The 23,137-nt window shown below is 65.4% G+C and carries 17 protein-coding genes; 10 read left to right on the top strand and 7 right to left on the bottom strand.

The features are described from left to right. Nucleotides 1-2: 2 nt before the first annotated feature. Nucleotides 3-401 (top strand): VOC family protein, encoded by a 399-nt coding sequence (locus tag ACV7NQ_RS43990; RefSeq protein WP_463364898.1) that lies wholly within the window; start codon nucleotides 3-5, stop codon nucleotides 399-401. A gap of 264 nt (nucleotides 402-665) precedes the next feature. Further along, nucleotides 666-1,214 carry an N-acetyltransferase family protein gene (locus ACV7NQ_RS43985; protein WP_463364897.1) on the top strand — a complete coding sequence of 183 codons (549 nt, stop codon included), beginning with the start codon at nucleotides 666-668 and terminating at the stop codon, nucleotides 1,212-1,214. Nucleotides 1,215-1,443: 229 nt separating this feature from the next. Here the strand turns inward: ACV7NQ_RS43985 and ACV7NQ_RS43980 are convergent, their stop codons facing one another. Further along, a complete protein-coding gene (locus ACV7NQ_RS43980; RefSeq protein ID WP_463364896.1) occupies nucleotides 1,444-1,701 on the bottom strand; it encodes a hypothetical protein in 258 nt (85 codons plus the stop codon). A 152-nt stretch (nucleotides 1,702-1,853) separates the two neighbouring features. Here ACV7NQ_RS43980 and ACV7NQ_RS43975 point away from each other — a divergent pair, with 152 nt between their 5' ends. After that, the gene (locus ACV7NQ_RS43975; RefSeq protein ID WP_463364895.1) at nucleotides 1,854-2,792 is read left to right on the top strand and encodes a phosphotransferase family protein; all 939 of its coding nucleotides are present in this window, start codon (nucleotides 1,854-1,856) and stop codon (nucleotides 2,790-2,792) included. Between the two features lie 821 nt (nucleotides 2,793-3,613). On the opposite strand, the gene ACV7NQ_RS43970 is transcribed toward ACV7NQ_RS43975, so the two are convergent. The 3 genes from ACV7NQ_RS43970 to ACV7NQ_RS43960 form a co-directional block, all read right to left on the bottom strand. Beyond that, on the bottom strand, nucleotides 3,614-3,778 hold the full coding sequence (locus ACV7NQ_RS43970) for a hypothetical protein (RefSeq protein ID WP_463364894.1): 165 nt from the start codon (nucleotides 3,776-3,778) through the stop codon (nucleotides 3,614-3,616). Between the two features lie 77 nt (nucleotides 3,779-3,855). Further along, nucleotides 3,856-4,395 (bottom strand): hypothetical protein, encoded by a 540-nt coding sequence (locus ACV7NQ_RS43965; protein WP_463364893.1) that lies wholly within the window; start codon nucleotides 4,393-4,395, stop codon nucleotides 3,856-3,858. Next, nucleotides 4,392-5,468, bottom strand: coding sequence for a helix-turn-helix domain-containing protein (locus ACV7NQ_RS43960; RefSeq protein ID WP_463366042.1), 1,077 nt, complete (start codon nucleotides 5,466-5,468; stop codon nucleotides 4,392-4,394). The genes ACV7NQ_RS43965 and ACV7NQ_RS43960 overlap by 4 nt, the downstream gene beginning before the upstream one ends. Before the next feature lie 105 nt (nucleotides 5,469-5,573). Here ACV7NQ_RS43960 and drmD point away from each other — a divergent pair, with 105 nt between their 5' ends. The 5 genes from drmD to drmC are packed head-to-tail and all read left to right on the top strand — an operon-like array spanning nucleotide 5,574 to nucleotide 19,074. Beyond that, on the top strand, nucleotides 5,574-8,732 hold the full coding sequence (gene drmD / locus ACV7NQ_RS43955) for a DISARM system SNF2-like helicase DrmD (protein WP_463364892.1): 3,159 nt from the start codon (nucleotides 5,574-5,576) through the stop codon (nucleotides 8,730-8,732). Then, complete coding sequence (locus tag ACV7NQ_RS43950; RefSeq protein ID WP_463364891.1) at nucleotides 8,729-12,715, top strand: Eco57I restriction-modification methylase domain-containing protein; 3,987 nt, start codon at nucleotides 8,729-8,731, stop codon at nucleotides 12,713-12,715. The genes drmD and ACV7NQ_RS43950 overlap by 4 nt, the downstream gene beginning before the upstream one ends. After that, entirely contained in the window at nucleotides 12,712-16,356 is a 3,645-nt protein-coding gene (drmA, locus tag ACV7NQ_RS43945) for a DISARM system helicase DrmA (protein WP_463364890.1), read from the top strand. The genes ACV7NQ_RS43950 and drmA overlap by 4 nt, the downstream gene beginning before the upstream one ends. Next, nucleotides 16,353-18,362 carry a DrmB family protein gene (gene drmB, locus ACV7NQ_RS43940; RefSeq protein WP_463364889.1) on the top strand — a complete coding sequence of 670 codons (2,010 nt, stop codon included), beginning with the start codon at nucleotides 16,353-16,355 and terminating at the stop codon, nucleotides 18,360-18,362. Before drmA ends, drmB begins: the two co-directional genes overlap by 4 nt. Next, the gene (gene drmC / locus ACV7NQ_RS43935) at nucleotides 18,337-19,074 is read left to right on the top strand and encodes a DISARM system phospholipase D-like protein DrmC (protein ID WP_463364888.1); all 738 of its coding nucleotides are present in this window, start codon (nucleotides 18,337-18,339) and stop codon (nucleotides 19,072-19,074) included. The genes drmB and drmC overlap by 26 nt, the downstream gene beginning before the upstream one ends. A gap of 537 nt (nucleotides 19,075-19,611) precedes the next feature. Here the strand turns inward: drmC and ACV7NQ_RS43930 are convergent. Together ACV7NQ_RS43930 and ACV7NQ_RS43925 are read right to left on the bottom strand one after the other, a co-directional pair. After that, nucleotides 19,612-19,902 carry a hypothetical protein gene (locus tag ACV7NQ_RS43930; protein ID WP_463364887.1) on the bottom strand — a complete coding sequence of 97 codons (291 nt, stop codon included), beginning with the start codon at nucleotides 19,900-19,902 and terminating at the stop codon, nucleotides 19,612-19,614. A gap of 90 nt (nucleotides 19,903-19,992) precedes the next feature. Beyond that, the gene (locus tag ACV7NQ_RS43925) at nucleotides 19,993-20,154 is read right to left on the bottom strand and encodes a hypothetical protein (protein ID WP_463364886.1); all 162 of its coding nucleotides are present in this window, start codon (nucleotides 20,152-20,154) and stop codon (nucleotides 19,993-19,995) included. A 311-nt stretch (nucleotides 20,155-20,465) separates the two neighbouring features. Between ACV7NQ_RS43925 and ACV7NQ_RS43920 the strand changes: the two genes are divergently transcribed. Next, the gene (locus ACV7NQ_RS43920) at nucleotides 20,466-21,377 is read left to right on the top strand and encodes a hypothetical protein (protein ID WP_463364885.1); all 912 of its coding nucleotides are present in this window, start codon (nucleotides 20,466-20,468) and stop codon (nucleotides 21,375-21,377) included. A gap of 130 nt (nucleotides 21,378-21,507) precedes the next feature. Here the strand turns inward: ACV7NQ_RS43920 and ACV7NQ_RS43915 are convergent, their stop codons facing one another. Then, the gene (locus ACV7NQ_RS43915) at nucleotides 21,508-21,936 is read right to left on the bottom strand and encodes a hypothetical protein (RefSeq protein WP_463364884.1); all 429 of its coding nucleotides are present in this window, start codon (nucleotides 21,934-21,936) and stop codon (nucleotides 21,508-21,510) included. A 483-nt stretch (nucleotides 21,937-22,419) separates the two neighbouring features. Between ACV7NQ_RS43915 and ACV7NQ_RS43910 the strand changes: the two genes are divergently transcribed. Continuing rightward, nucleotides 22,420-23,019 (top strand): GNAT family N-acetyltransferase, encoded by a 600-nt coding sequence (locus tag ACV7NQ_RS43910; protein ID WP_463364883.1) that lies wholly within the window; start codon nucleotides 22,420-22,422, stop codon nucleotides 23,017-23,019. Nucleotides 23,020-23,137: the final 118 nt, after the last annotated feature.

Below are 23,137 nucleotides of genomic sequence, written 5' to 3'. Positions count from 1 at the left end.
CCGTGCCGACCCTGCACCACCTCGCCGTCACCACCGCCGACCAAGCCAAGACCGCCCCGTTCTACGACGCGGTCTTCGGCGCCCTGGGCTACACACGCGGATACACCTCCGAACAGCTCTGCACCTGGGTCGGCCCCACCCCGGAGATCCTGCTCTACAACATGGAAGGCGACGACGACAGCCAGCACACCCATGGCCGGCCCGGCTGGCACCACGCGGCCATCGAAGTAGACGACCGCGACACCGTCGAGGCCGTGCACCGCGCCGTCAACGACGGCGGCTGGACCGTTGTCCACCCGCCACGCGAATACGACTACAGCGACGGCTACTTCGCCGTCTTCGTGAACGACCCCGACGGCGTCCGCTGGGAATTCGCACACATCCCAGTGCCAACCCACTGAGCTCGCAGACCTCGTCGGCACAGACGGCTACCCGGTCGATGAGCCGTGTTGCGACCGTGAACGAGTCAAAGTCCTCCCCAGCGGCGCCGCGACAGGCGCGCCGCGCCAGGCGGCGGGCCGCTGACGGACATCGAACCGGCTGGCAGTGTGCGGCGGCTCTACTTCGGGTGAGGCTGGAGTGTCTGTCTATTCTGTTGCGGCAGAATGTGTTTCGGTGATTGAAAGGCGCAGTTCACGGTGGTGAGTGCAGGCCGAGGCAGCCCGATGTGGACGCTGAGGCGGGCACATCCTGGTGATGGGCCGCGGTTGCGTGCGCTGCGGATCCAGGCTCTGCGCACCGACGGGTCGGCGTTCCTCGAAACACTGTGCGATGCAGCGGCATTGGACCCTGCTGCCTGGGAAACCCGCATAGCCCGCTACAGCCGTCGCGGGCACCAGGTCCTGGTGGTCGCGGAGGACCCAGGCAACTCTTCGTGGGTGGGAATGGCGGGCGCTTTCCTGGATTCCGAGCGCGACAGCGATGAGTTCGATCTCCCGAATCCGCCTGTGAGTGCTGGTGATCGGTGGGCGATGGTGTGGGGGACCTACGTTGATCCGACCCGCCGCAGCCAGGGCGTGGCTGACGCCCTGTGCGCCGAGCTGTACAAGTGGGCCGCTAAGGAAGCCGGTGTCCACTGGCTCGGTTTGCATGTCCGCGACTCCAACGTCCAAGCGATCAAGCTGTACCGGCGTCAGGGGTTCCGTGTCGTTGCGCGCAGCCGTCATCCAGAGCTGGGAGTGACATCGCTGGTCATGGTCCGGCCGATCATCTAGGTCCGGCACTGAACCACGAGCACGACTGTCCCGAAAATTTTTGTGAAAACAATCGATCCGCTGCAAATGGGCGAGCGGCTTCGAGAGGCAGCCGCTCTCGTCACCGACAGCCGCCACGCTCGATGCCACGGAGCACCGTGGTCAGGTCCTCAGGCCGAGTGCTGCCGGACAACGTCTGGTTGCGTGGCCGCCGTGCCGAAACCGAAGCGCTCGAAGTCATCCTCGGGCGTCACGGCCGCAGACTGGGCCGATGCCGGTGAGCACGCTTGGCCTCGATGAGGCCGCCGGCCGATCCGAGTAGGGTGCCATCGGCCTCGGCGACGAACAGCACCTGCCGGTCCATCCAGCTCCGCCATTGCCCCTCGTCCCACGAGGAGGCGACCTCGAAGGCGGAACCGAATACACCACAACGCGATTCGGCCAACGCATCCAAGCGCACCGCTCGCGCGAGCTGCCATTCGTCCACACCCACCCTGCGTACGGTCATCCGCCGATCCTGCGCAGGCCAGACGATCGCCGCAACGCAATATCGCGGCGATGCACCGGGCCAGAGTCGGCCATCTCCGGAGCAGCTCCCGGTCGGGTAGATGCTACGGAAATTCGGTGGTGGTGTAGGTGAGAAGTCCGCAGGATGTGCGGATGGTCGATTACGACAACACCGCGACTCGGATCGAATGGCATCAGGTGCCCGCACCGGTTCGGGCGATGATCGAGAACCGGCTGGGAGCCGGGGTTGTCGCGGCGGTCACCCAGTCGAGCGGTTTCAGTCACGGCCTGGCGGCCCGGATGGTGTTGAGTGACGGGCGGTCCGCGTTCGTGAAAGCTATTCCGGCTGATGATGTTTTGGCGCCGGCGTATCGGGCGGAGGCGGCGTGTTCGGCGCTGCTTCCGCCGTCGGTGCCGGCGCCGCGACTGTGGTTCGAGGTCGAGGATTGTGGCTGGTTCGCTGTGGGGTTCGATGATGTCGAGGGAGTTGTGCCGCGGTTCGACAACCCGGGCGACATGGCCGATGTGCTGACAATGATCGAGCAGCTGCCGGGTTTGCTGACCCCCAGTCCGATGCCATCGGCGCCGACATTCGCCGAGTTGTACGGCCCGATGATGCATTGCTGGCACGGTTTCGCCGAATCCGGTCCGCCACCCGATCTCGATGAGTGGTCGCGCCGCAACCTGGATCGACTCGCGACGCTCGAAGAGGGTTGGCATCAAGCAACAGTGGGAGAGACGTTGCTGCACAGCGATATTCGTCCGGATAATCTGATCCTGCGTCCGGAAAGAACCGTGGTCGTCGTCGATTGGGCGTGGCCGTGCCGCGGTGCGGCGTGGGTTGATCTTGTCGCCATGGCGCCGTCGATAGCCGCTGCCGGAGTCGATCCCGACAAGATTCTCGCCACCCATCCGGTCACCGAGGCTGTCGACCCCGCAGCGATCGATGCCTTTCTCTGTGCGCTGGTGGGCTACTGGGAGACCCATTCCCGACGACCACGGCTGGAGCGGTCCCCTCGGCTCCGTGAGCACCAGGCCAGATCGGCGGCATCGACGCGGGCCTGGCTGCGTCGCCGCCTGCCGTGGGGCTGACAACCGTGTGTCATGGTAACTCCATGTACTCACGTCGAGTTAGCTTGCGATTGGTGTCGTTGTCAAGAACTAGCGATGTCGAGTGTCGTTGGTTCCGTTGAGTCTCTGAGCTGGGTATACGTTGAAATCCCGCCTGATTCGACATGTGATGTCGAACACTAGCGTTGGCGTCCGTGAGCGTCGTTGGCTGACGTCAGTCATTAAATGGCGGGATTGATGACAACCAGCGACGGTCAGCCAGCAACCGCAGGGACATGAGTAACCGGATCGGACGGGGGCCCGCTGCGACAAGGGTAGGATCTCGGGCCCGCCGGATCCTGGTGGTGTCGCTGCCGTTCGAGTACTCTCCGCTTGAACGCAGTCGGCCGGGGACTCCTCCGATCATGCCAGACTGTCCCATGCCCACGGAGTTGCTGAGGTCCCGTCTGGTTCTGGCCCGAAGCGGAAGCGTTCCCACCGCCGTCGCCGTGCTCGACAGCGGCCTCGTAGGCCCGAAGATGAGCCAGGCGCACCGAGAGCAGCCCGCCGCCCAGCATGGTCGGAGAGACCGCGGTCGTCAGGACCATGGCGATGGTGCCCGAAGGGGGCGCGACCAGTCTGCCGCCTGCAAGACTTGCGCCCCACCGAATACGGAACAGTCACGCCCCACGCCGCCCGAGCCGGTTGAGTTCCAGCCCACGAACTGGGCCCAGGAACTTCGAAAGCTATAGCAAGCCGCAGGATCTCGCGCCTATCCTTGAACAGCCTTCTGATAATCAAATACACGATAGACACAGAAGCCCGACAGGGACGCCGTCGAGCTCGCCGAAATGTAGCACCTGCTACACGACTGTCTCGCCTCCGACCAGACCGCCCGCGCCGGTCTGGACCGATTCCTCGGCCACCTCGGCTACACCAACCAATACCTGCGCGCCGACCTGCTGCGCTTCACACTGCTGCTCAGCGGATTCCAGCACGACCGTCCCACAACGACGAACCCTGACCACGCGGGAATTCACGCCGAAAACAACACCGACCCAGCCTCAACCGCGTGGACATTCACGCCTGAAGCCGCGCCCCACCCTCAACGCCGCAGTTCAGCTGCATCCTTCGGGAGCCGGACGTAGCGCCCGAACTCGACCATCCTCCGCATGTCGGCGAAGGCTTGTCGGTCCGTGATGAGGCCGTCGACGACGGCCGCGTTCATCAGGTGGATCGTCTCGCGGCTGGTGATTCCCTGCAACTTCGCGTACCGCACGGCTTCCCGGTCGTCGGAGATCCACCATGCGCCGTCAAAGCGGCCGGATTCGGCGATGAGAAAGCAGGTTTGCGACTCTCCAAGGTGCTGCAGTGGCTTGTCCTCGAGACCACCGAAAACGACCCGCCGAATCTGCTCGACCCTCCGTGTCTCGGCGTCGTCGTCGATCTCGATCGGTTCGCCCAACCAGCCGTCTTCCAGCACAGCCGCCAGCTTGGGCAAGTACTGGGCCGATCGGCTCGCCTCGTAGGCGACTGCTTCGGCCCATCGGCCGTCGCCGCTGAGCACAGCCGACAGCAGGCTCACCCGATCGACGGCAGCGAAGTTGCACAACACGGTGTTGTCTGGAAAAACGTACTCACTCACCAGGTTTGGCAACTCCCCCCATCGGGCTCCAACGACAGCCGCAGCTCGTCGACATCGATCTCCAGGAGATTAGCGTATGGCCGCAGGGTCGACTTGCCGCTTTGGTAAGCCGCAAAGGCGTCACGGACCAGCAGCCCCGGTGGCCTCGTCCGGGCTGCGGCAGCAACCCGACGGGCGAAGTCGTCGCCACGACCGGCGAGAGCGGCGGCGTTGGCCGCAGTGATCGATTTCCAGGGTTCAGCGACGCCAGCGTCGATGAACCGCAACGACTGCAAGCGCAGCGCCAACGCCGACGGCGTCACCATCAGTTCACAGGCCAACGCAGTGAAGGACTCTGTCGTGAGTCCGCCATCGATGCGTGCCCGCAACAGGCCCTCAGGCATCAGGAATTCAGCAGCGAAGGCGTTGGCACACTGCTCACTGGGTTCCTTGCGTTGGGTTTTGTCGAATACGTTGTTGTCCAAGTGCAGACCTTGGTCGTCGCCCGCCAGCAGGTGACAGAGTTCGTGCGCGAGGGTGAACCGCTGCCGGGCCGGAACGTGGGCGGTTGCCAGCAAGACGAGCCGAACCTCTGTCGAGGCCACGGCCAATCCGTCGAAGCCGGAGCCCAACGCCACGACAGCGACATCCACACCGAACATGTCCTCGATCAACGCGGGCAAGTCCGGCTCGGCCACGGACCTGGAACATTCGGCGACCCGCGCGAGAGCCGCAACCGCGAGCCGCTTGCCCTGGTCCAGATACCCGCTGGACTCGGAGATCTCCACCGGCCGCCACGGCTGCAAATACCCGAGTGCGGCGAGGTCGCCGCGCAACCGGCTGTACCGCTTGGCAATGCGCACCGCCTCCCCGGCGCTGCCGCCGGTGGTGCGGGCCGCCACCGCCAGGGCCGGGTCTACACCGGTCACCAGCCAGTCCACCGTCACTCCACAGGCGTCGGCGATGCGCGCAAGGTCCAGCGAGGAGAAGCGGCGCGCCCCGCTGAGCGACTTGGACAACTTGGAGTCGTCCAAACCTATCCGCCCAGCAAAATCACGCTGATATAGGCCGGACGTGCGAATAAGCTCACGCACACGCTCGGGAATCTCAGGCACAACACAAAACCTAACATTAATTGCGAAAATCGCAAACCCTCGCTACGGTAAACCGATCTGCTGGAACGAAGGGTGTGGGAAACAATGCCGAAGGTGCCTGAGCCGGGCCAAGTCGTCACCGTGCGTGGCTCGACGTGGGCTGTCACCGAGGTCCGGCCGCAAGGCCTGCCCCGCAGCCCGGCCGACGAAGGCGCAGCCCAGCTGACGCACGTCGTGGAGATGCAGTCGCTCGAGGAGGACCGCCTCGGCGAGGAACTCGCAGTGGTGTGGGAGCTCGAGGTTGGCCACTCGGTGGCACCGCCGCAGAACCTGCCCGAGACGATCACCCCGGCCGGGTTCGACGACCCGAACACCCTCGCTGCCTTCGTCGACGCGGTGCGCTGGGGCGCGGTGACCTCCGCCGACGCGAACTCCTACCAGGCCCCGTTCCGCAGCGGCGCGAATATCGAGGCCTACCAGCTGGAGCCGTTGAGCCGCGCATTGCAATCGTCACGGACGAACCTGCTGTTGGCCGACGACGTCGGCCTGGGTAAGACCATCGAGGCGGGCCTGGTGATCCAGGAGTTGCTGCTGCGCCACCGCGCCCGGTCGGTGATGGTGGTCTGCCCACCGAGCCTGTCGGTGAAGTGGCGCGACGAGATGCGCGACAAGTTCGGCTTGGACTTCGTCATCGTCAACAGCGAGCTGATCGCGGACGTGCGCCGCAGCCACGGCCTCAACGCAAACCCGTTCCGACTGTTCCCCCGCGTTATCGTCAGCATGGCATGGCTGCCGTCGCTGCGCGCCCAACGGCTGCTGCGCGAACTCTACGCCGACGTGCGCGATTCCGGCACCGCCCGCCGTTACGCCTTCGACGCCCTTGTCGTCGACGAAGCGCACCACGTCGCCCCGGCGAGCCCGACCCCCGTCGGCGGACGGCGCGGCTACGCGATCGACAGCAAACGCACCCTCGCGACCCGCGCGTTGGCGCAGCGCTGCGAGCATCGCCTATTCCTGTCCGCGACCCCACACAACGGCTACTCCGAATCGTTCACCGCGCTCCTGGAGATGATCGACGGCCGCCGGTTCACCCGCGGCGCCACCCTCGACGAACGGGCCTTGCGCGACATCATCGTGCGCCGGCTCAAGACCGACATCACCAGCCTCGACTTTAAAACCCGGGTGCTCAAGACCATCCCGTTCACCCCGAGCGACCCCGAACAGGAAAAGTTCGGTCTACTGGAACGCATCCTGAAAGACAGTGCCCGCAAGAACGGCCGCGAGGGCCAGTCCGGCGACATTGTCGCGATGCTATTGAAGAAGCGGTTCCTTTCCAGCCCATGGTCGTTCGCCAAGACCTTGGAGCTCTACGACAAGTCTGCGGCCACCGGCCGGTTGCCGGAGATCCCCGAGGACGACGACGAGTACTTCCAGGAAGTCATGTCCTTCGGCCAGTCCGACGAAGAGGAAGGCGAGCAGGACCAACCGGAGTTCGTCACCCTGCGCAAGAGCAAAGGCTCCGACCCGCTCATCGCGGCCCCCCCGGCCGAGATCGCTGGCCTGGTCGGGTGGGGCAGCGGCTACGAACACCGCCCCGACTCGAAGCTGACCGCGCTGATCACTTTCCTCGACGCCGTGTGCCGCCCCGATGGCAAGACCTGGACCAACGAGCGCGTCGTCGTGTTCACCGAATACGCCGCGACGCTCGGCTGGATCGCGGGGGTGCTGGACCAGAAGGGTTATCGCGGCCGGGTCGCGGTCATCCAGGGTTCGACACCCACCGAAGACCGCGAGACCGTGCGGCAACAGTTCACCGACGAGCCGAACAAATTTCCGGTGCGGGTGTTGCTGGCCACCGACTCCGCCGGCGAAGGCATCGACCTGCAAGACCACTGCCACCGCCTGGTGAACTACGACGTCCCGTTCAACCCGTCCCGCCTCGAACAGCGCATCGGCCGGATCGACCGGTATGGCCAGCACGAACAACCCGAGATCTTCCATTTCGCTCCGGACGCCGCGTCGGCCACCTACGCCGCCGACCTCGACTTCATGCGCCGGATCGCCGAGAAGGTCGGCAACGCACGCAAAGACCTAGGGAAGATGAACCAGGTGATGGCCGCGGAGGTGCAGGACCGGTTCAGTCCCAGCGTGAAACGCCGCGCCAAAACCGCACCGGACAGCGGCGAGGAAGCCATCTCCCGCGCCCTTGCCGGGGAACGTCGTCTGGGGGCCCGGCTCACAGAACTGGCGCAGCGGTACCCGGAGATCAAAGCCAAGATGCACCTCACCCCGGCCACCGCGCGGCGGGTGGTGGACGCCGCGCTCGACCACACCAAACAGCCGTTGCTGATCGAGGTCGGCGACGACCGCACCGACGCACCCGTCTTCGCCGTCCCGGCGTTGGGTGCCGCCTGGCAACCCGCGTTGCGCGGGCTGACCACCACTCTCGAACCGGACCACATCCGACCGATCACCTTCGACGACGAAGCCGCCAAGGATCGCAAAGACCTCGTGCACATTCATCTGGGGCACGCAGTCCTGCAACGGTCGGCGCGAATTCTGCGTGGCGCGCTGTTCGGTGTCGACTCACCGGTCAACCGGGTCACCGCCGTCGTCATCGACGACCTGCCGCAGTCCTGCGTCGCGGCGGTGTCGCGCCTGGTCCTGGTAGGCCGAGGCGGATTGCGGCTGCACGAAGAGGTATTCCTCACCGGCGTCCGACTGCGCGGCCGCGCCATGGCCGAAACAAAGGTCGAGGACGTACTCGACGAGGCACTCGATGCCGAAAACCTCACTTTGGCAAGCGAAGATGTACGGACCACGCTGGCCGAACTGTGGAACACCGAGGGGTCACGGATGCGCGGACAACTCTTGGAAGCGATAAGCACCCGTGCCCAAGCCCGACAGAAACGGGTCGACGAGGCACTGCGCACCCGCGAGGACGACGACGTCACCCGAGCCCGCCAGATTTTCGCGAACTTCCGCACCACATTGACCGAGTCCGTAGACCGGCTGACTGGCGAAATCCAAGCCGAGGAAGCCTTGATGACCCTCGACATGCCCGAGATCGCCCGCGACCAGCAACGGCAACGCCGCCAAGACCTCCGCAGCATGGAGGATCGCCGCGCCAGCCTCGCCGACGAGGAACGCCGCGAAGTCGAGGCGATCCGAGACCGCTACCGCGACATCGAGCCACACGTGTCGGCCGCGGCCGTCGTGTTCGCCCTCACCCCCGCCGACGCCCAGCCGGGAGCCCTACGATGAGCACCAAACCGAAGCGGAAGCCCCCAACCGTCGCGGAACTCCACCGCGCCTGGCTCGAACTCGTCGATACCGAAGGCCCCTTTCTGTCCGTGCCTGCCGTCAAACGGGTGTGGCCGCAAGGCATGCCCCCATTGACCGCCGACCGCAAAGCCGTTCTCGCCGAAGCCAAGCCCGCCTTTGAAAAGGCCTGGGAAAACTGGGACACCCACCGCGACGACGAGCCCGCCCTCGACCTCTATCGCAGCGAACGCGATATCTGGGTCGACACCGTGTTGCGCGAGGTCGTCGGCTGGGTCGGCAGCTACACCGCCGAACACACCGAGACCGTTCGCTCCCCCGATCACAAAGTCATGGTCACCACCGCCGGGGCGCTCACCCACGGCGGGCTGGTCGGCGCGCTGGTACTCGTCGTCGACCCGGTCGATTCGCTGCGCGACCCCGGCCTCGACGGCTGGTCCGACAGTGCGATCGATCGGATGACGCAACTACTGCGCGAGGCCGAGGTTTCGATCGGCGTGGTCACCGACGGCCGCTGGTGGGGCGTCGTCTGCGCCCGCCCGCAGGCATCGGTCGCCTCCGGGATCGTCGACGCGCACACCTGGATCGAGGAACCACAGACCCGCAACGCGTTCTTCGCCATTCTCGCCCGTCGGCAACTCGTCGCCGGGGTTCCCGAGGACCGGTTGCCGAACCTGTTCGCGGAGTCGGTGAAGTCGGCCGAGGAGATCACCGAGGCCCTCGGCACCCAGGTCCGCCAAGCCGTCGAGTTGCTCGTCCAGGCCCTGTCCGAGTCCGCGCTGTCCGTCGTCGAGCGCGGCGAGCCCGACCCGCTGCCCGCCGACCGTGGGGCGGTGTACGAAGCCGCCGTCACGATGATGATGCGGGTGGTCTTCCTGTTGTTCGCCGAGCAGCGGCAGCTGTTGCCGGAGAGCGAGTTGTTCACCCGCGGTTACGGTCTCAGCGACGAGCTGGACCTGCTCGACGCCCGGGCCCGCGACGAAGGCACCGAAGCGCTCGACGCCACCCACATGACGTGGCATCGGCTGCTCGCGACGTCGCGGGCGCTGTATCAGGGGGCCAGCTTCGAGGACATGCGGATCCCGTCTTACGGCGGTTCACTGTTCGACCCGGAGCGGTTCGGATTCCTCACTGACAGGGACGACCGGGGCTTGCTCATCGCGGTGAGCGACCGGGTCATGCTTGCCGTGTTGGCCTCCGTCCAGGTCGCCGTCGTCAAAGGCGTCGCGAGCCGAATCTCGTTCCGCGACATCGATGTCGAACAGATCGGGTACATCTACGAAGGCTTGCTCGGCTATTCATGCGCCGATGTCGACGAGGTGACAGTCGGTCTGATCGGCAAGGCGGGGTTGGAGCCGGAGATCCCGCTGCACATCCTCGAGTCCCTCGCTGCCGCCAACCCGGACCCAGCGAAGCTTGCCGCCGCCCTGATCTCCTGGGCCAAAGCTGACCAGCCTGCCGCCACCAGTCCCACGGCGTCTGCGTTCACCAACGCGATCAAAGCTGCCGACACCGTCGAGGACACCGACCGCGCATTGCGGGCCGTCACCACCGACGCCGAGCTGCGGGATCGGTTACGCCCCTTCATCGGCGTCATCCGCCGCGACTTGCGTGACCGTCCTTTCGTCGTCCACCCCGGCGGGGTTCTCGTCGTCGAAACCGCCTCCCGTGCCTCGGCCGGAGCCCACTACACCCCGAAAGACCTCGCCGAAGAGGTGGTGCGGTACGCCCTCGAACCCCTGGTCTACTCCCCGGGCCCACATCAGACCGCGGACCAGCAACAGTGGCGGCCACTGTCGTCGGACCAGATCCTCCGATTGAAGGTCGCCGACATCGCCTGCGGCTCCGGCGCATTCCTCGTCGCCGCCGCGCGCTACCTCGCCGACCGTCTGCTCGAGGCCTGGGAACGCGAAGGCACCGCAACCGGACCCGACCTTCGGACGAAGGCTATCCGCCATGTGGTGGCCTCGTGCCTGTATGGCGCGGACATCAACACCATGGCGGTGGAGATGTGCAAGCTGTCGCTGTGGCTGGTGTCGCTGGACCCGAAACTGCCGTTCTCATTCGTGGACGACAAGATCTTCCACGGGAACACGCTGCTGGGGTTGACCAGTGTCGAGCAGCTGAAGCACCAGCACATCTATCCCGATGCCACGCAGTTGATGTTCTCCGATATCGATGTGGACGGCCGGCTCAGGGAGGTTGCCGAAGTCCGACGGGAACTTGCGCATGAGGTGAGCGTCACGGACCCACAACGGTCCGCGACGGCGAAACGTCGTCAACTCCTGCGGACGCAGGAGTTGACGAGGGAGCTTGCGTATATCGCCGATGGGGTGGTGGCTGCGGGACTGCGATTCGGAGGGAAGCCGGGGAAGGTGTTAACGGAGGCGTACGAGCGCCTTCGGCTGGCGATTGGGCAGGCATACCCGGCCGACGGGAGCGACGCGAACCGGACTGCACTAGATGAAATTCAGGCTGCCGGGCTGACACCGACCGTGGCGACGGACTATGCGCGGTGGAAGCCGTTGCACTGGATTCTGGCCGTGCCGGACGTCTTCGACCATGGCGGGTTTGATGCGATCGTGGGGAACCCGCCGTTCTTGGGTGGGACAGACCTCACCGGCGCGATGGGTACCGATATGCGGGACTGGTTCGTCAACGTTCTGGCCGGGGGGCAACGCGGCCGGGCCGACCTCGTCGCCTACTTCCTGCTGCGCGCCGCGCCGCTGCTCACTCCACGCGGCAACCTCGGCCTAATCGCGACCAACACCGTCGCCCAGGGCGACACCCGCGAAGTCGGTCTCGACGCCCTCGTCGCCGATGGTTTCACCCTCACCCGCGCCATCCAAAGCCGCTCATGGCCCTCAGCCAGCGCGAGCCTTGAGTTCGCCGCCGTGTGGGGCACCCGGGAAACCATCGGTGACGAAATTCCCCGGATCGCCGACGGCATCGCCGTCCGGCGGATCTCGACCCTATTGGAACCCGCCGGTCGGTTCGACGGAAATCCGGTGCGCCTGGCCGAGAACAACGGAATGGCCTTCAACGGCTGCAAAGTACTCGGCATGGGTTTCGTGCTGGAATCCGACGAGGCGGCGGACTGGCTCGCCGCAGACCCGGCGAACAGCCACGTCCTGTTTCCCTTTCTCAACGGCGCAGACCTCAACTCGCGGCCAGACGCATCGGCATCGCGATGGGTGATCGACTTCAACACGCGGCCCGAGGCCGAAGCGGCAAGATTCACCCTGCCGTACACGCGGGTGGTCGAACGAGTGAAACCTGAGCGGCTGGGCAAATCGAAGGCCGTCCGCGACGCGCCCTGGTGGCTGTTCCTCCGCTCGCGCCCAGCCATGCGAAAAGCCATCGCCGGGTTGGACGAGATGCTCGTTATCGCAAATACCAGCAAGACCCTGATGCCATACCGGATAGCTACCGGTCAGATCGCCAGCCACAGTGTGATCATCTTTGCAACAGACTCATACGCTCAGCAAGCTCAATTGTCGTCGAGCCTGCACCAAATATGGGCAATTACATATGGCTCCACCATGCGCACCGATATTCGCTACATGCCCTCCGATGTCTTCGACACCTTCCCCCGCCCCGCCCCCACCGATCTCCTCCACACCGTCGGCCGCACCCTCGACGCTGAGCGCCGTGAGATGATGCTCCGCCGCGACCTCGGTCTCACCAAGCTCTACAACCTCGCCAACGACCCCGACGTCACCACTGACCCCGACATCACCCGACTCCGTGAGATCCACGTCGAGCTGGACAACGCGATGCTGGCCGCCTACGGCTGGGGCGATGTCCCCCTCGACCACGGTTTCCACATCTACCGGAACATGCTGCGCTGGACGGTCTCCCCGGCGGCGCGGGTCGAGATCCTGGACCGCCTCCTGGAGGAAAACCACCGCCGCGCCGCCGCCCAAGGTGACGCCCCCGCCTCTGACGAGAAGGACGACGAATGACCGCCCCCTACCGTCTCGCCGAAGAGCCCGACGGCCGCTCGGTCACGGCTCGGGAGAATCTCGCCGACATCCTCGAACGCGAACTCCTCGGCCCCGCAGGCGGCCAGAACGAGATCCTCGCCGGCCCGCCCGACTCCGCGTACCTGATCGGCCGGATCGCCCCGGTCCGCCTGACGGACAAGGACTGGGACGAGGACCCCGCCACTGACGTGGGTGACGAGCTGGACGCGCTCGAAAGCCGCGGCGTGCCGGTTACCGCAGTGGACGACGCCGCAACGACCGCCGACGAGGACACGGCCGAGGACGGCCCGCAACGCCGTGGCCTGATAATCCCCGCATCGATGGGGTTGCGCTTGCAGATCCCGACGGACCTCACGTCGTTCACCGTGACGGCGACGTGGGGCACCTACGAGCCGCTGCCGACGGAGGTCGACGACGACGGAAACCGATCAGGTCCCCGATTCCAGCGGACCCCGATCTCCATCGACACCGTTATCAGCGTCAAGGATCTAGTCCCGAAGGAGACGACGGCATACCACCTGCGGGACACCGTGGTCCTGCGTGTCGACCGGTACGACGACGAGGCGCGCGGACGCCGGTTGATCGAGATCGCCTTATGCAACGACGCGGAGACGCCGGCGAAGATCCCCACCAACGCGTGGCTGTTTCAGACGAAGCTAGAGGTGAACGCCGACGGCGCTGAGGTGTTCCTTCCGGTCCGCGACCTGCAGCTCGACGACGACGACGAGTTCGATGACGAGCTGCGGTTGCTGAACCTGCAATACCGGGATCGGCTGGAGTTCGCGGTGGGCCGGACCTGTTCGGTGGATTGGGATGTCGCCGAGAAGAAGGAGGGGGATGTCGTCCGCAAGGCCCGGCGCGCCCGATCCGTATGGACGACGTGGCTGCCGACCTGCCAAACCCCGCAGACCAAGGCCGAGGAGATCAAGGCCGCCCTGCTGGACATGGAGCTACTGGCAACCGTCGGGGTCGAGGAGTTGCGGGCCGGGTTGGAGCCGATCGTCACCGGCTACGCGACGTGGTTGGACGGCGAGCAGGCGACGGGCGAACAGATGCCGGCGCACCTTCGGACAGACGCGCTCGAAGCGGTCGCCGAGGCCCGGAATGTGCACGGCCAGTTGAAAACCGGCCTCCAGCACCTCATAGATGACCCGGAGGTGCTGCGGTGCTTCCGCTTCATGAACACGGTGATGGCCGAGCAGCGCATCCAATCCCAGGTGGCCGAACGCCGCACTCAGCACCCGGACGAGTCCATCGCCGAGGCCCGTACGACCGTGAAAGCCAAAGGTCTGCTGGCACATTCGTGGCGCACGTTCCAGTTGGCGTTCATCCTGATGCAGTTGCCGATGTTGACCGACCCGGCCGCCGACGGCCGCTCCGGCGAGTTGGCGAAGGCGCAGCTGCTGTTCTTCCCGACCGGTGGCGGTAAGACCGAGGCCTATCTCGGGTTGGCGGCGTACACGTTCGCGATGCGCCGCCGCCAAGGGGTGCTCGACACACCTGACGGCCCGCTCGACGGCGGCGGCGGCGGGGTGGCGGTCTTGATGCGCTACACGCTGCGGCTGCTCACCGCGCAACAGTTCCAGCGAGCCACGGCCCTGGTGTGCGCGGCGGAGGTGACGCGCCGCGCCGATGTCGAGACGTGGGGTCCGGAGCCGTTCCGGATCGGACTGTGGGTGGGTACCGACGTCAGCCCGAAACGGTTCGACGAGGCTGCCGAACAGTTGAAGAAGGTCAACGAGGGGCGCGGTCACCGGTTGACGGTGCTGCAGATCCAGCGCTGCCCGTGGTGTGGCGACAAGATCACCGCCCGCGACGTCGACCCCGACCCGAAGCTGCGGCGGGTGTTCGTCTACTGCGGCGACGAGCTGAGCGATTGTCCGTTCTCGAAAGGTGGTGCCGCCGAACACGGGCTGCCGGTGTTGACGGTGGACGAGGAGATCTACCGACTCGCCCCGTCGTTCGTGATCGCGACGGTCGACAAGTTCGCCCGCCTGGCCCGCGAAGGTGAGGCGGCATCGCTGTTCGGGTATGTCGCGCAGCGCTGCGACCTGCACGGCTATGTGCACAAAGACTATGCGGGCTGCGTTATCAAGGACGGTAGCAAGCATCCAGGCACCGGCGCGGCGGTCCGGCCGACGATCCGGTTGCGTCCCCCGGACCTGATCATCCAAGACGAGTTGCACTTGATCACCGGCGCGCTGGGCACCACCGTCGGGTTGTTCGAGGCCGCGATCGACGTCGTCTCGTCGTGGCGCACTGCGGACGGCCAACCGGTGCAGCCCTTGGTGGTGGCGTCCACCGCGACCGCCCGCAACGCCGCCGACCAGGTCAAGGCGCTCTACGGCCGCGACGTGACGATCTTCCCGCCGCAGGTGCTCGACGCGGGCCGGACGTTCTTCTCCAAGGAGGTACCGGTCGACGACGAGAACCCCGGCCGCCGCTATGTGGGCATCTCCACCACGGGTGTCCGGCTGACGACCGCCGAGATCCGGGTCGCGGAGATCCTGATGTCGGCGGGGCAGTTGCTGCTCGACCGGTCCGGAGTTGCCGCCGACCCGTACATGACCCTGGTCGGCTATTTCAGCGCCACCCGCGAATTGGCTGGCATGAAGCGCTATCTCGACGACGACGTGCAGGACTTGCTGGCCAAGGGCCGACCGTGGTCACGCGGCCTGCCCAAGCGATACGGGACCATCGGCCAACTCAACATCACCGAGCTCACCGCCCGCGTCGCAGGCGCGGACATCACCAAAACCCTGGACGAGATGGGCATCCCGTTCGATCCGGAGATCGACGCCTCCGGGGTGTCGCACACCAAGAAGCGGCCCCGGCAACCGTTCGACGCAGTGTTGGCCACGTCGATGCTGCAAGTCGGTGTCGACGTGACTCGGCTCGGGTTGATGATGGTTATCGGCCAACCGAAGAACACCGCGGAGTACATCCAGGCGTCCTCCCGCGTCGGACGTGACGACGAGCGACCGGGTTTGGTCGTGACACTCGGCAATTGGGCCAGGCCGCGGGATCTCGCGCATTTCGAGCAGTTCCGGCACTACCACGAAACCTTCTACGCGAAGGTCGAGGCGCTGTCGGTGACGCCCTATTCGACGACCTCGATCCTTCGTGGCATGGACGGTGTCCTGGTCAGCGCCGCCCGCGTCCTTCAAGCGGCGAAGACGGGCGGCCTGTCTGAGGAGACCGGTGCCAGCCGCATCGAGGCGGAGCAGAAGTTCGTCGACGACCTGATCGAGGCCCTGGTGGCACGGATGAGCCGGGCCGCCCGCAGCGAGGACGCCACCCAAGCCGCCCACCAACGCCTCACCATGCGCCGCGACCTGTGGCTCAAGCGTCGCACGCAAGTGATGAACCAAATGCAGACGTTGGTCTACGAACGAGTCGGGAAATCCACGTCGGCCCCGCTGATAATCAGCCCGGAACACGGCAAGGCACTGGCCGACAACCGGGACGTGCCGCCCTTCGTGATCGCGAACTCGATGCGCGAGGTACAGCCGGAGATCAACCTGCTCGTCAGCCCGATCGAAGAGAACCTGTACTACCAAGCGCCGCTGTCCGCGCCGAAGTGGGTAATGCCCGAGGCAAACGCGAAGGACGCCAAGTGACAGCCGAACCCGAGTACCTCTACGACCCGAGTCAGGCGGTCGCGCCGCTGGACGACGCGGACAAGCTGAAGGAGAAGGGCACCAAGCACAATCGTGCCAAGGTCGGTTCGGCACGGCCGTCGTCGCTGCTTTACACCTACGGTCCCGGCGCGGTGATGGACCTGCCGAACTTCACCATCATGCCGACGGGCCTCGATGACTGGGACAAGATCTACGACCGCCGCGACGGCATCCGGACCATCCACGCGCCTCGGCTGCGCGAGGCCGTGGCCAAGTTGATGAAGTCCCGTGACGTCGCGCTGCGACCACACCCCTGGCAGGCGCAAAAGCTAGCCCTGTCCACCGAAGGCAACGACCTCGGTGTGCCCGCCCGGGTGTTCCCGCAGTGGCTGCGGTGCACCGGCTGCGGCATGCTCGGCCCGCTGACCTTGTTCAAGTACCACAACACCCACCCATACCGGTCCGACCAGGCCGCGTTCGAACACACCGGCTGCACCGGCCGCAAGGGAACCCGCAAGGCGAGAGGCCGCGACGCCGTCGCGGCCCGCTACCTGCTGGCCTGCGAAAATGGCCACCTCGACGAGTTCCCCTACAACGAATGGGTGCATCGAGGAAGGCCGTGCACCGCCGCCGAAGCCCCGCGGCTGAAAATGACCACCCGCACCGCAGGCAAGGGTGCGGCGGCCAGCATCGACTGCACCGCGTGCGGACAGACCCGAGCCATGAACGAAGCTCAAGGTGCGGCAGGTCGGGAGAAACTGCCGAAGTGTCGGGGCCGGCACCCGCATTTGGACGCGTTTGAACAATGCGGCGCGGACACCAGACTGATGCTGATCGGCGCATCCAATCTGTGGTTCCCGGTGACTCAGTCCGTCGTCGTGATGCCGGTGACCACGCCGGAGGAACATCATCGCGATCTCGCCACACTTGTTCGCATCGCGTTGGGGTCAAACTTGGCCAAGTTCCATGGCAACTTCGATGTGCTGAAAGCACTGGTCGAACAGTCGGTGCCTGCCGCGTTCGCGTTGCCCGACAACGAATTCGCTGCCGTCATCGAACTGGCCGAAAAAACATCGGACGACGCGGAAGATGAGAAGCGCGAATGGGATCCGATCGAACTGCTGGTCCCGGAATGGAAGTATCTGCTGCACGATGCCGTCGCCAACGGCCAACGTGACGAGGTCAGCGGCCTCACCCTGGCCCGGCGCGAGCTCGGCCCGGCGCTGCCGCCGCAGATCACCCGGGTGTTGGCCGTCGAGTCGCTGCGCAAAGTCAACGCCCTGATCGGATTCACTCGCATCGATGAAATGGACCGGGTCGACGACATCGACAAGCGGTTCGTGCCGTTGGCCCGCGCGGCGAAGCCGAAGTGGACTGTTGCTACCGAGGATCTCGGCGAGGGCATCTTCCTGCAACTCGACGAGGACAAGGTCAAAGACTGGGAACGCCGGACATACACCAGCAAAGTCTGGAAATCCCACGTCGCCGCCCACAAACTCAACTTCGAACGCCGCCACTCCGAGACGGCCGCCGACGTCGACCACGAGACCCGGCTCAAGCCGCCCCGTTACTGGCTCGTCCACGGTCTGGCCCACATATTGATCCGCGAGTTGGCGATGACCTGCGGCTACAACGCCGCCAGCCTCAGCGAACGCCTCTACGCCTGGCATGCCAGCGCCGACCGGCCCGCCGCGGCCGGGCTCCTGATCTGCACCACCGCCTCCGACAGCGACGGCACCCTCGGCGGCCTCGTAGAGCAGAGTCGGCCGGCCTTGCTCGACCGGGTCGTCACCAACGCGTTGCGCCGTGCGACACGATGCCCGTCGGACCCGATCTGCTCCATGCGGACTCCGCGTGCCCCGGAGGACTTCCTGCACGGCGCCGCCTGCCATTGCTGTGTGATGGCGTCGGAGACGTCCTGCGAACGCGCCAACCGGTTCCTCGACCGCCGGTTCCTCATCGATCTGCCGGGGAGCAGCCTTGGATTCTTCCAACTCCACCGGTGAGACGGCCCGTCTGCTTGGTCGGTATCTGACCGGCACCGAGGCCAAAGACATCGCCGACCGTCTCGCCGCCGGCGCGACGATCCGGGCGGCGCTCACGGCGCTGTCGATTGACCGTCGCCCGGAAGCCACGGCACTGCTGCGGCAATTGGACCCGTCGGTATTCGTCGCGGTGCTGCGCGGCATCCAAGGCGCGCGGTCGACCGTGACGAAGCTCGGTCAGCTGTGGACCCTACCCGGGCCCTTGGCCGACGCCGGGCGGCTCACTCCGTCGATCGTCGAGCATGTCGACGGCGCACGCAGTTCGGTGATCTGCTCGACGTTCAACTTCCAACGGTCCTCGGGACTATGGGACGCGTTGCGCCGGGCCGCCGGTCGCCCGTCGATGCACGTGAAGGTGTACATGGATGCCCGAGCCGCCGACGCCGGGGCAAAGTCCCGGTCGCCGACCAGCAACGATGTCGCAAGACACCTCGCTCCAGGAATAGTGTTCCGCACCAAGGAATACGACGGGAAGTACGTGACCAACCACGCCAAGTTCGTCGCCGTCGACCATCGGTTCCTACTGGTCACTAGCGCCAACTTTTCGCACAGCGCCGAACACCACAACATCGAGTTCGGGTTGATTGTCGACAACCCCTCTCTGACCGAAGCCGTCGAGCAGCAACTGCGAGCATCCGAGACGACGGTGTACGAGCGCGTATTACAACACTGATGGATGAAAGCGGATGTGTGATCCAAGTTGGCCGCAGCAGAAGATGGTTGTCATCGCCATGCCGAGCGCTTAAGAAATGCCGACGAGCTCGGAACGGTCCAACTCGTGGGCCAGCGTCGATCGCACCAACGGCCCATAGGGCGTTCGGCGGATGTAGGCCGGAATCAGCGAGCTTCGATGGGGTAGCTCTTTCGCAGGGAGTACGTGAGCTGCGCTGATTCGGGTTGGGGGGTGTTGGTGTGGTCGCGGGGCTCCTATTGTCGTGGTGGGGGGTTTGGTGGGCGGAGGCGGCGCGATGGGCTCGTGGAGGAACTCGAGCGACGTGAGGCGGCGGCCCGCGCGCGAGCGCAGGAGTTGACCGTACCCCGACCTCCCCAAACACAACCTCGACCAGCTCACACGCCACCTGACTATTCCCACCCCACCCGACCGCCACCGCGCCCTCGCCGATGTCCGGCTCACCGCCGCGGTCTTCGCGCGGATGGTCACCGACTCCACCACCTGGATAAACCTGGACCACCTGCGCGCGGTCGCGGGCTACACCCCACAGGCGCCGCCGGTCGAACAGATCACGCTGTTCGGCTGACCCCCTGTCCCGCGCCCGCAGAATCGAGGAATCATGCCTGCCGCACTCGCTACCACCGAAATCGGGTCGAGGAACAAGTCGTAAGCCTGTTCGGATAGGGCGCTGTTGGTGGCGAGGGCGGTTCGCAGGGCGCGGATGCTGCTGCGGCGGGGGAGATCGAGTTGGCGTTTGGCGTCGCCGATGATTTCGTTGAAGGTGTGCTGGGCGGTGTCGGGGTCGTGGCGGACGAGCCAGTCGAGCATTTTCCCAGTTGCCAGTTCATGGCGACAATGGGCCGCTATGGGCGTTGGCCGCCGTTGAGCTCGGTTTCGCGTTGTAAGTCGGCGGCGAAGTCAGAGAGCACTGCGATGCGCAGTGTGGTGGCCAGTGGCTGGATCGGGAATCAGGTACGGCCGCCCGATCGGCACCCGATGCCGCTCGTCGACCACGATCATATCGACCGGGGTGCGGTCGATATGCACCTGCCCCAGCAGCTGGGCCCGGTGAACTTCCATCTGAAACGTCTCCGCGACACAACTATTTGTGCCGCCAGGAGTTGTCGGCCCCAACATCTATGATTCTCTAGTGCGGCAGCGAATGTGGGTCGCACATCGGAATAAAACGCCGAGGCCCAGCCGGAGCGTGTACTCCAGGGCATGAGCCTCGGGTTTGTCTGTGATGGGACACCCCGATGCTACGACACCCGGTACGGCGCGTCGCGCCGAACCGGGTTTTTGGTGATGCCTTGCGGTCCACGTTCCGGCAACCGGGACGGCGGTCGCCCGCCAGGGGCGGGCCGCCGGGCGTGGAGCACAAGGGAACCGAATTGAACAACAACGACGCCTGGGAGCGGATGGCCAGCGGACTCGACGCGCTCGCCGACATGTTCACCGTCAGCGAGCTGGGCTTGAAGAAGCCGTACAAGCCCACCAGCCTGGCCCGCAAGGACGACCACGCCCAGCACCACTACGTCGGAGCCTGGAGCCAGCAGCCGGTCGACACCCTGCAGATGCACGCCCAAGGCTTCATGGAACGCGCGACTGACCACCTCCGCACCCTTGCGCTGGCCGTCCCCGCGCCCGGCATCCTCTACAGCATGTTCAGCCTGGTGCGGATCACGCTGGCGGCGAGCAGCCACACCTACTACCTGCTCGGTCCCGACGTCGACACCCGGGAGCGGATCTGCCGGGTGATGAACGTCGTGCTGGCCTCCCACAACTCGCAGCTTCGACTGATCCAGGCCCCCAGCGTCATCCCGAACGCGGCGGAGATCGCCAAGGTGCGGACCTGGATCCAGGACTTGCACACCACCGCGCAGAGCCTGGTCTTCTCAATCACCATGCAAGACAAGGGCAGATCCCATCTGCCGCACCACTTCGGCACCGCGATCCCGAGCGAGACCGACCTCGTCAACACTCTCCTCGGCGGCAGCAACAACTCCGACTACGGCATTTTCGCCTACCGGCTGTGCTCGGCCGCGGTCCACAATCAGCCGCATATCGAGTCGATCCTGCCCCTGCATACCAACGGCCCCAGCCGCGAAGGCATGACCGACGCGCGCCGCAGCATCACGATGCCGACCCTGGCCGCCATCGTCTCCGCAGCCGCCTCCGGCTACGTCGAATCCAACAACCGAGCAATGACCTACTTCGGCGTGAACGGTCGCGAGGAGAAGATGGCCAAGGCCATGACCATCCTGAACGACCTCGCCGGGCCCGCACTGCAGGCCAGCGCGTGACATAACGTAGCGGGCCGGGTCGACCACGTCCCGGCCCGCTACGTCGTCCGGATGCGCAACAACTTCGACTCTGGCCCCAGCTGGGCCACAAACGACAGCGCTGTCGACAACTCGACCAGATCCCATTGCATCACCGCCGGTCAGTGACCACCCATACACAAGCCATGGTCAGATGTGCCGACACCGGGTCTCCGAACACGGTTTCGCGGACCTTGACCGGCATGATCGTGGAATCCAGCACCACCACCTGCCCAGGCCGATGGATGACCACGTGCTGCCCGGAGGTCGGTTTCGCCGCCGACCGAACATAGCGCTGACGGCCGCCACCGGGCCCGAACCAGTCCCGCCAAACCACCCGCAGTGTCTCGTAGCTGGGGATCGCCGCGATCGCGTCCAGGCTGAAACGTTCACGAACGTATTGGTGGATCATCCCTTCCCGGGTGCGCATGCTGACCCGGGAACGGTGCAGGCATTCGTCGTGGACGGCGTGGACACATCCCCCAACGGAGGGTTCCGGCGACTGCACGACCGTCTCGTCGAGTTCGACCAGGTCAATCACGAGGTGGGCGAACTCCTTCTGGCGGCAAAGTATGTCGGCAACGAGGGAACCCATCCCGCTGGCCTCGAGACCAACGATCTCCTTGACGTAGCAGAGATTGTCGAGCTCGCTCTGACCATGCTCTACCAAAGGGGGACACGACCGCGCTGCGACAGCGCGCCCAACGAATAGTCGCGGCAAAGGGGCTGGTTCCGTGATTGGTCTTATCTCGGCGGCCACCCCGCCGACCTCCCGCCACACTGGCCCGACCGGACGAAGGCATCTGATCACGTACCAGCCAGGACAGCGGAATTTTCCGAGGACCTGCGCTGCCAACATCGAAGTCGGAACCACCGAAAGACGTCACACCTCAGCGGAACTTCCGATCCGTGAGGGACCATTGACTTCATCGGGACATAGGCAAAAGCCTCCGCGGTCCTATGTGTTCCTCACGGTGGCACGGTGCGCTCTCGATGCCCATGATCACAACTGCCAGGAGCCCTGATGCCAGATTTAACAGACGCTGTCGTCGACTCAGCTCGGTTTACCCACACCGAGCAGCCAGTCCTCAATATCGATGAACGGCTAACCCTCAGGCCGTGGACCAGCGACGATGCGAGCACCGTTTTTGAGGCTTACCAGGATCCAGATATTCAACGTTGGCATGTTCGCAGCGCGGCTTCCCTTACCGAGGCCAAGCGATGGATAGATGAATGGAACAGCGCGTGGCGCAACGCAATCCGTGCGCATTGGGCTGTCGTTGACACTACCGCAGGGCGCATCGTGGGTAGAGCTTCGCTGAAGAATCTGGACCTGCCCGCCGGACAAGCCGAGGTCGGCTACTGGACGATGCCAGCAGCGCGCGGGAATGCCGTCGTGCCCCGCGCGGTCCAAACCCTCACCGCGTGGGCATTTGACGACCTCGGAATCCATCGCCTGGAACTGACCCATTCGGTACATAACGCGGCTTCCTGCCGCGACGCGCAAAAGACCGGCTTCCTTTGGGAGGGAACAAAGCTCAGCTCGGACTGCATTCGGACGGGTGGCATGACATGCACCTGCACGCCCGCACTCAGTAGTCGAGCTGGAGCGTGCAGGTGCTGACACCCGGATAGCGCCGCCGTGACGTTGCGGGCGAGTTCGGGATCCCCGCGGATTTATCTCGGCTAGGGATTCAGCTAGTCCATTCGACCTAACTCATCCTGAGCCGCGCGATCCAGCG

The sequence above is a fragment of the Nocardia sp. Tas62D01 genome (genome assembly GCF_055232035.1).
Note: the sequence above shows the minus strand (reverse complement) of the source record. Positions and strands in the feature narration are given on the sequence as shown.

Coding starts and splice junctions, on each gene's coding strand:
- ACV7NQ_RS43925 (WP_463364886.1), bottom strand. CDS start 20,154: ATGGAAGTTCACCGGGCCCAGCTGCTGGGGCAGGTGCATATCGACCGC.
- ACV7NQ_RS43930 (WP_463364887.1), bottom strand. CDS start 19,902: ATGCTCGACTGGCTCGTCCGCCACGACCCCGACACCGCCCAGCACACC.
- drmD (WP_463364892.1), top strand. CDS start 5,574: ATGCCGAAGGTGCCTGAGCCGGGCCAAGTCGTCACCGTGCGTGGCTCG.
- ACV7NQ_RS43980 (WP_463364896.1), bottom strand. CDS start 1,701: ATGACCGTACGCAGGGTGGGTGTGGACGAATGGCAGCTCGCGCGAGCG.
- ACV7NQ_RS43910 (WP_463364883.1), top strand. CDS start 22,420: ATGCCAGATTTAACAGACGCTGTCGTCGACTCAGCTCGGTTTACCCAC.
- ACV7NQ_RS43950 (WP_463364891.1), top strand. CDS start 8,729: ATGAGCACCAAACCGAAGCGGAAGCCCCCAACCGTCGCGGAACTCCAC.
- drmA (WP_463364890.1), top strand. CDS start 12,712: ATGACCGCCCCCTACCGTCTCGCCGAAGAGCCCGACGGCCGCTCGGTC.
- ACV7NQ_RS43985 (WP_463364897.1), top strand. CDS start 666: ATGTGGACGCTGAGGCGGGCACATCCTGGTGATGGGCCGCGGTTGCGT.
- ACV7NQ_RS43975 (WP_463364895.1), top strand. CDS start 1,854: ATGGTCGATTACGACAACACCGCGACTCGGATCGAATGGCATCAGGTG.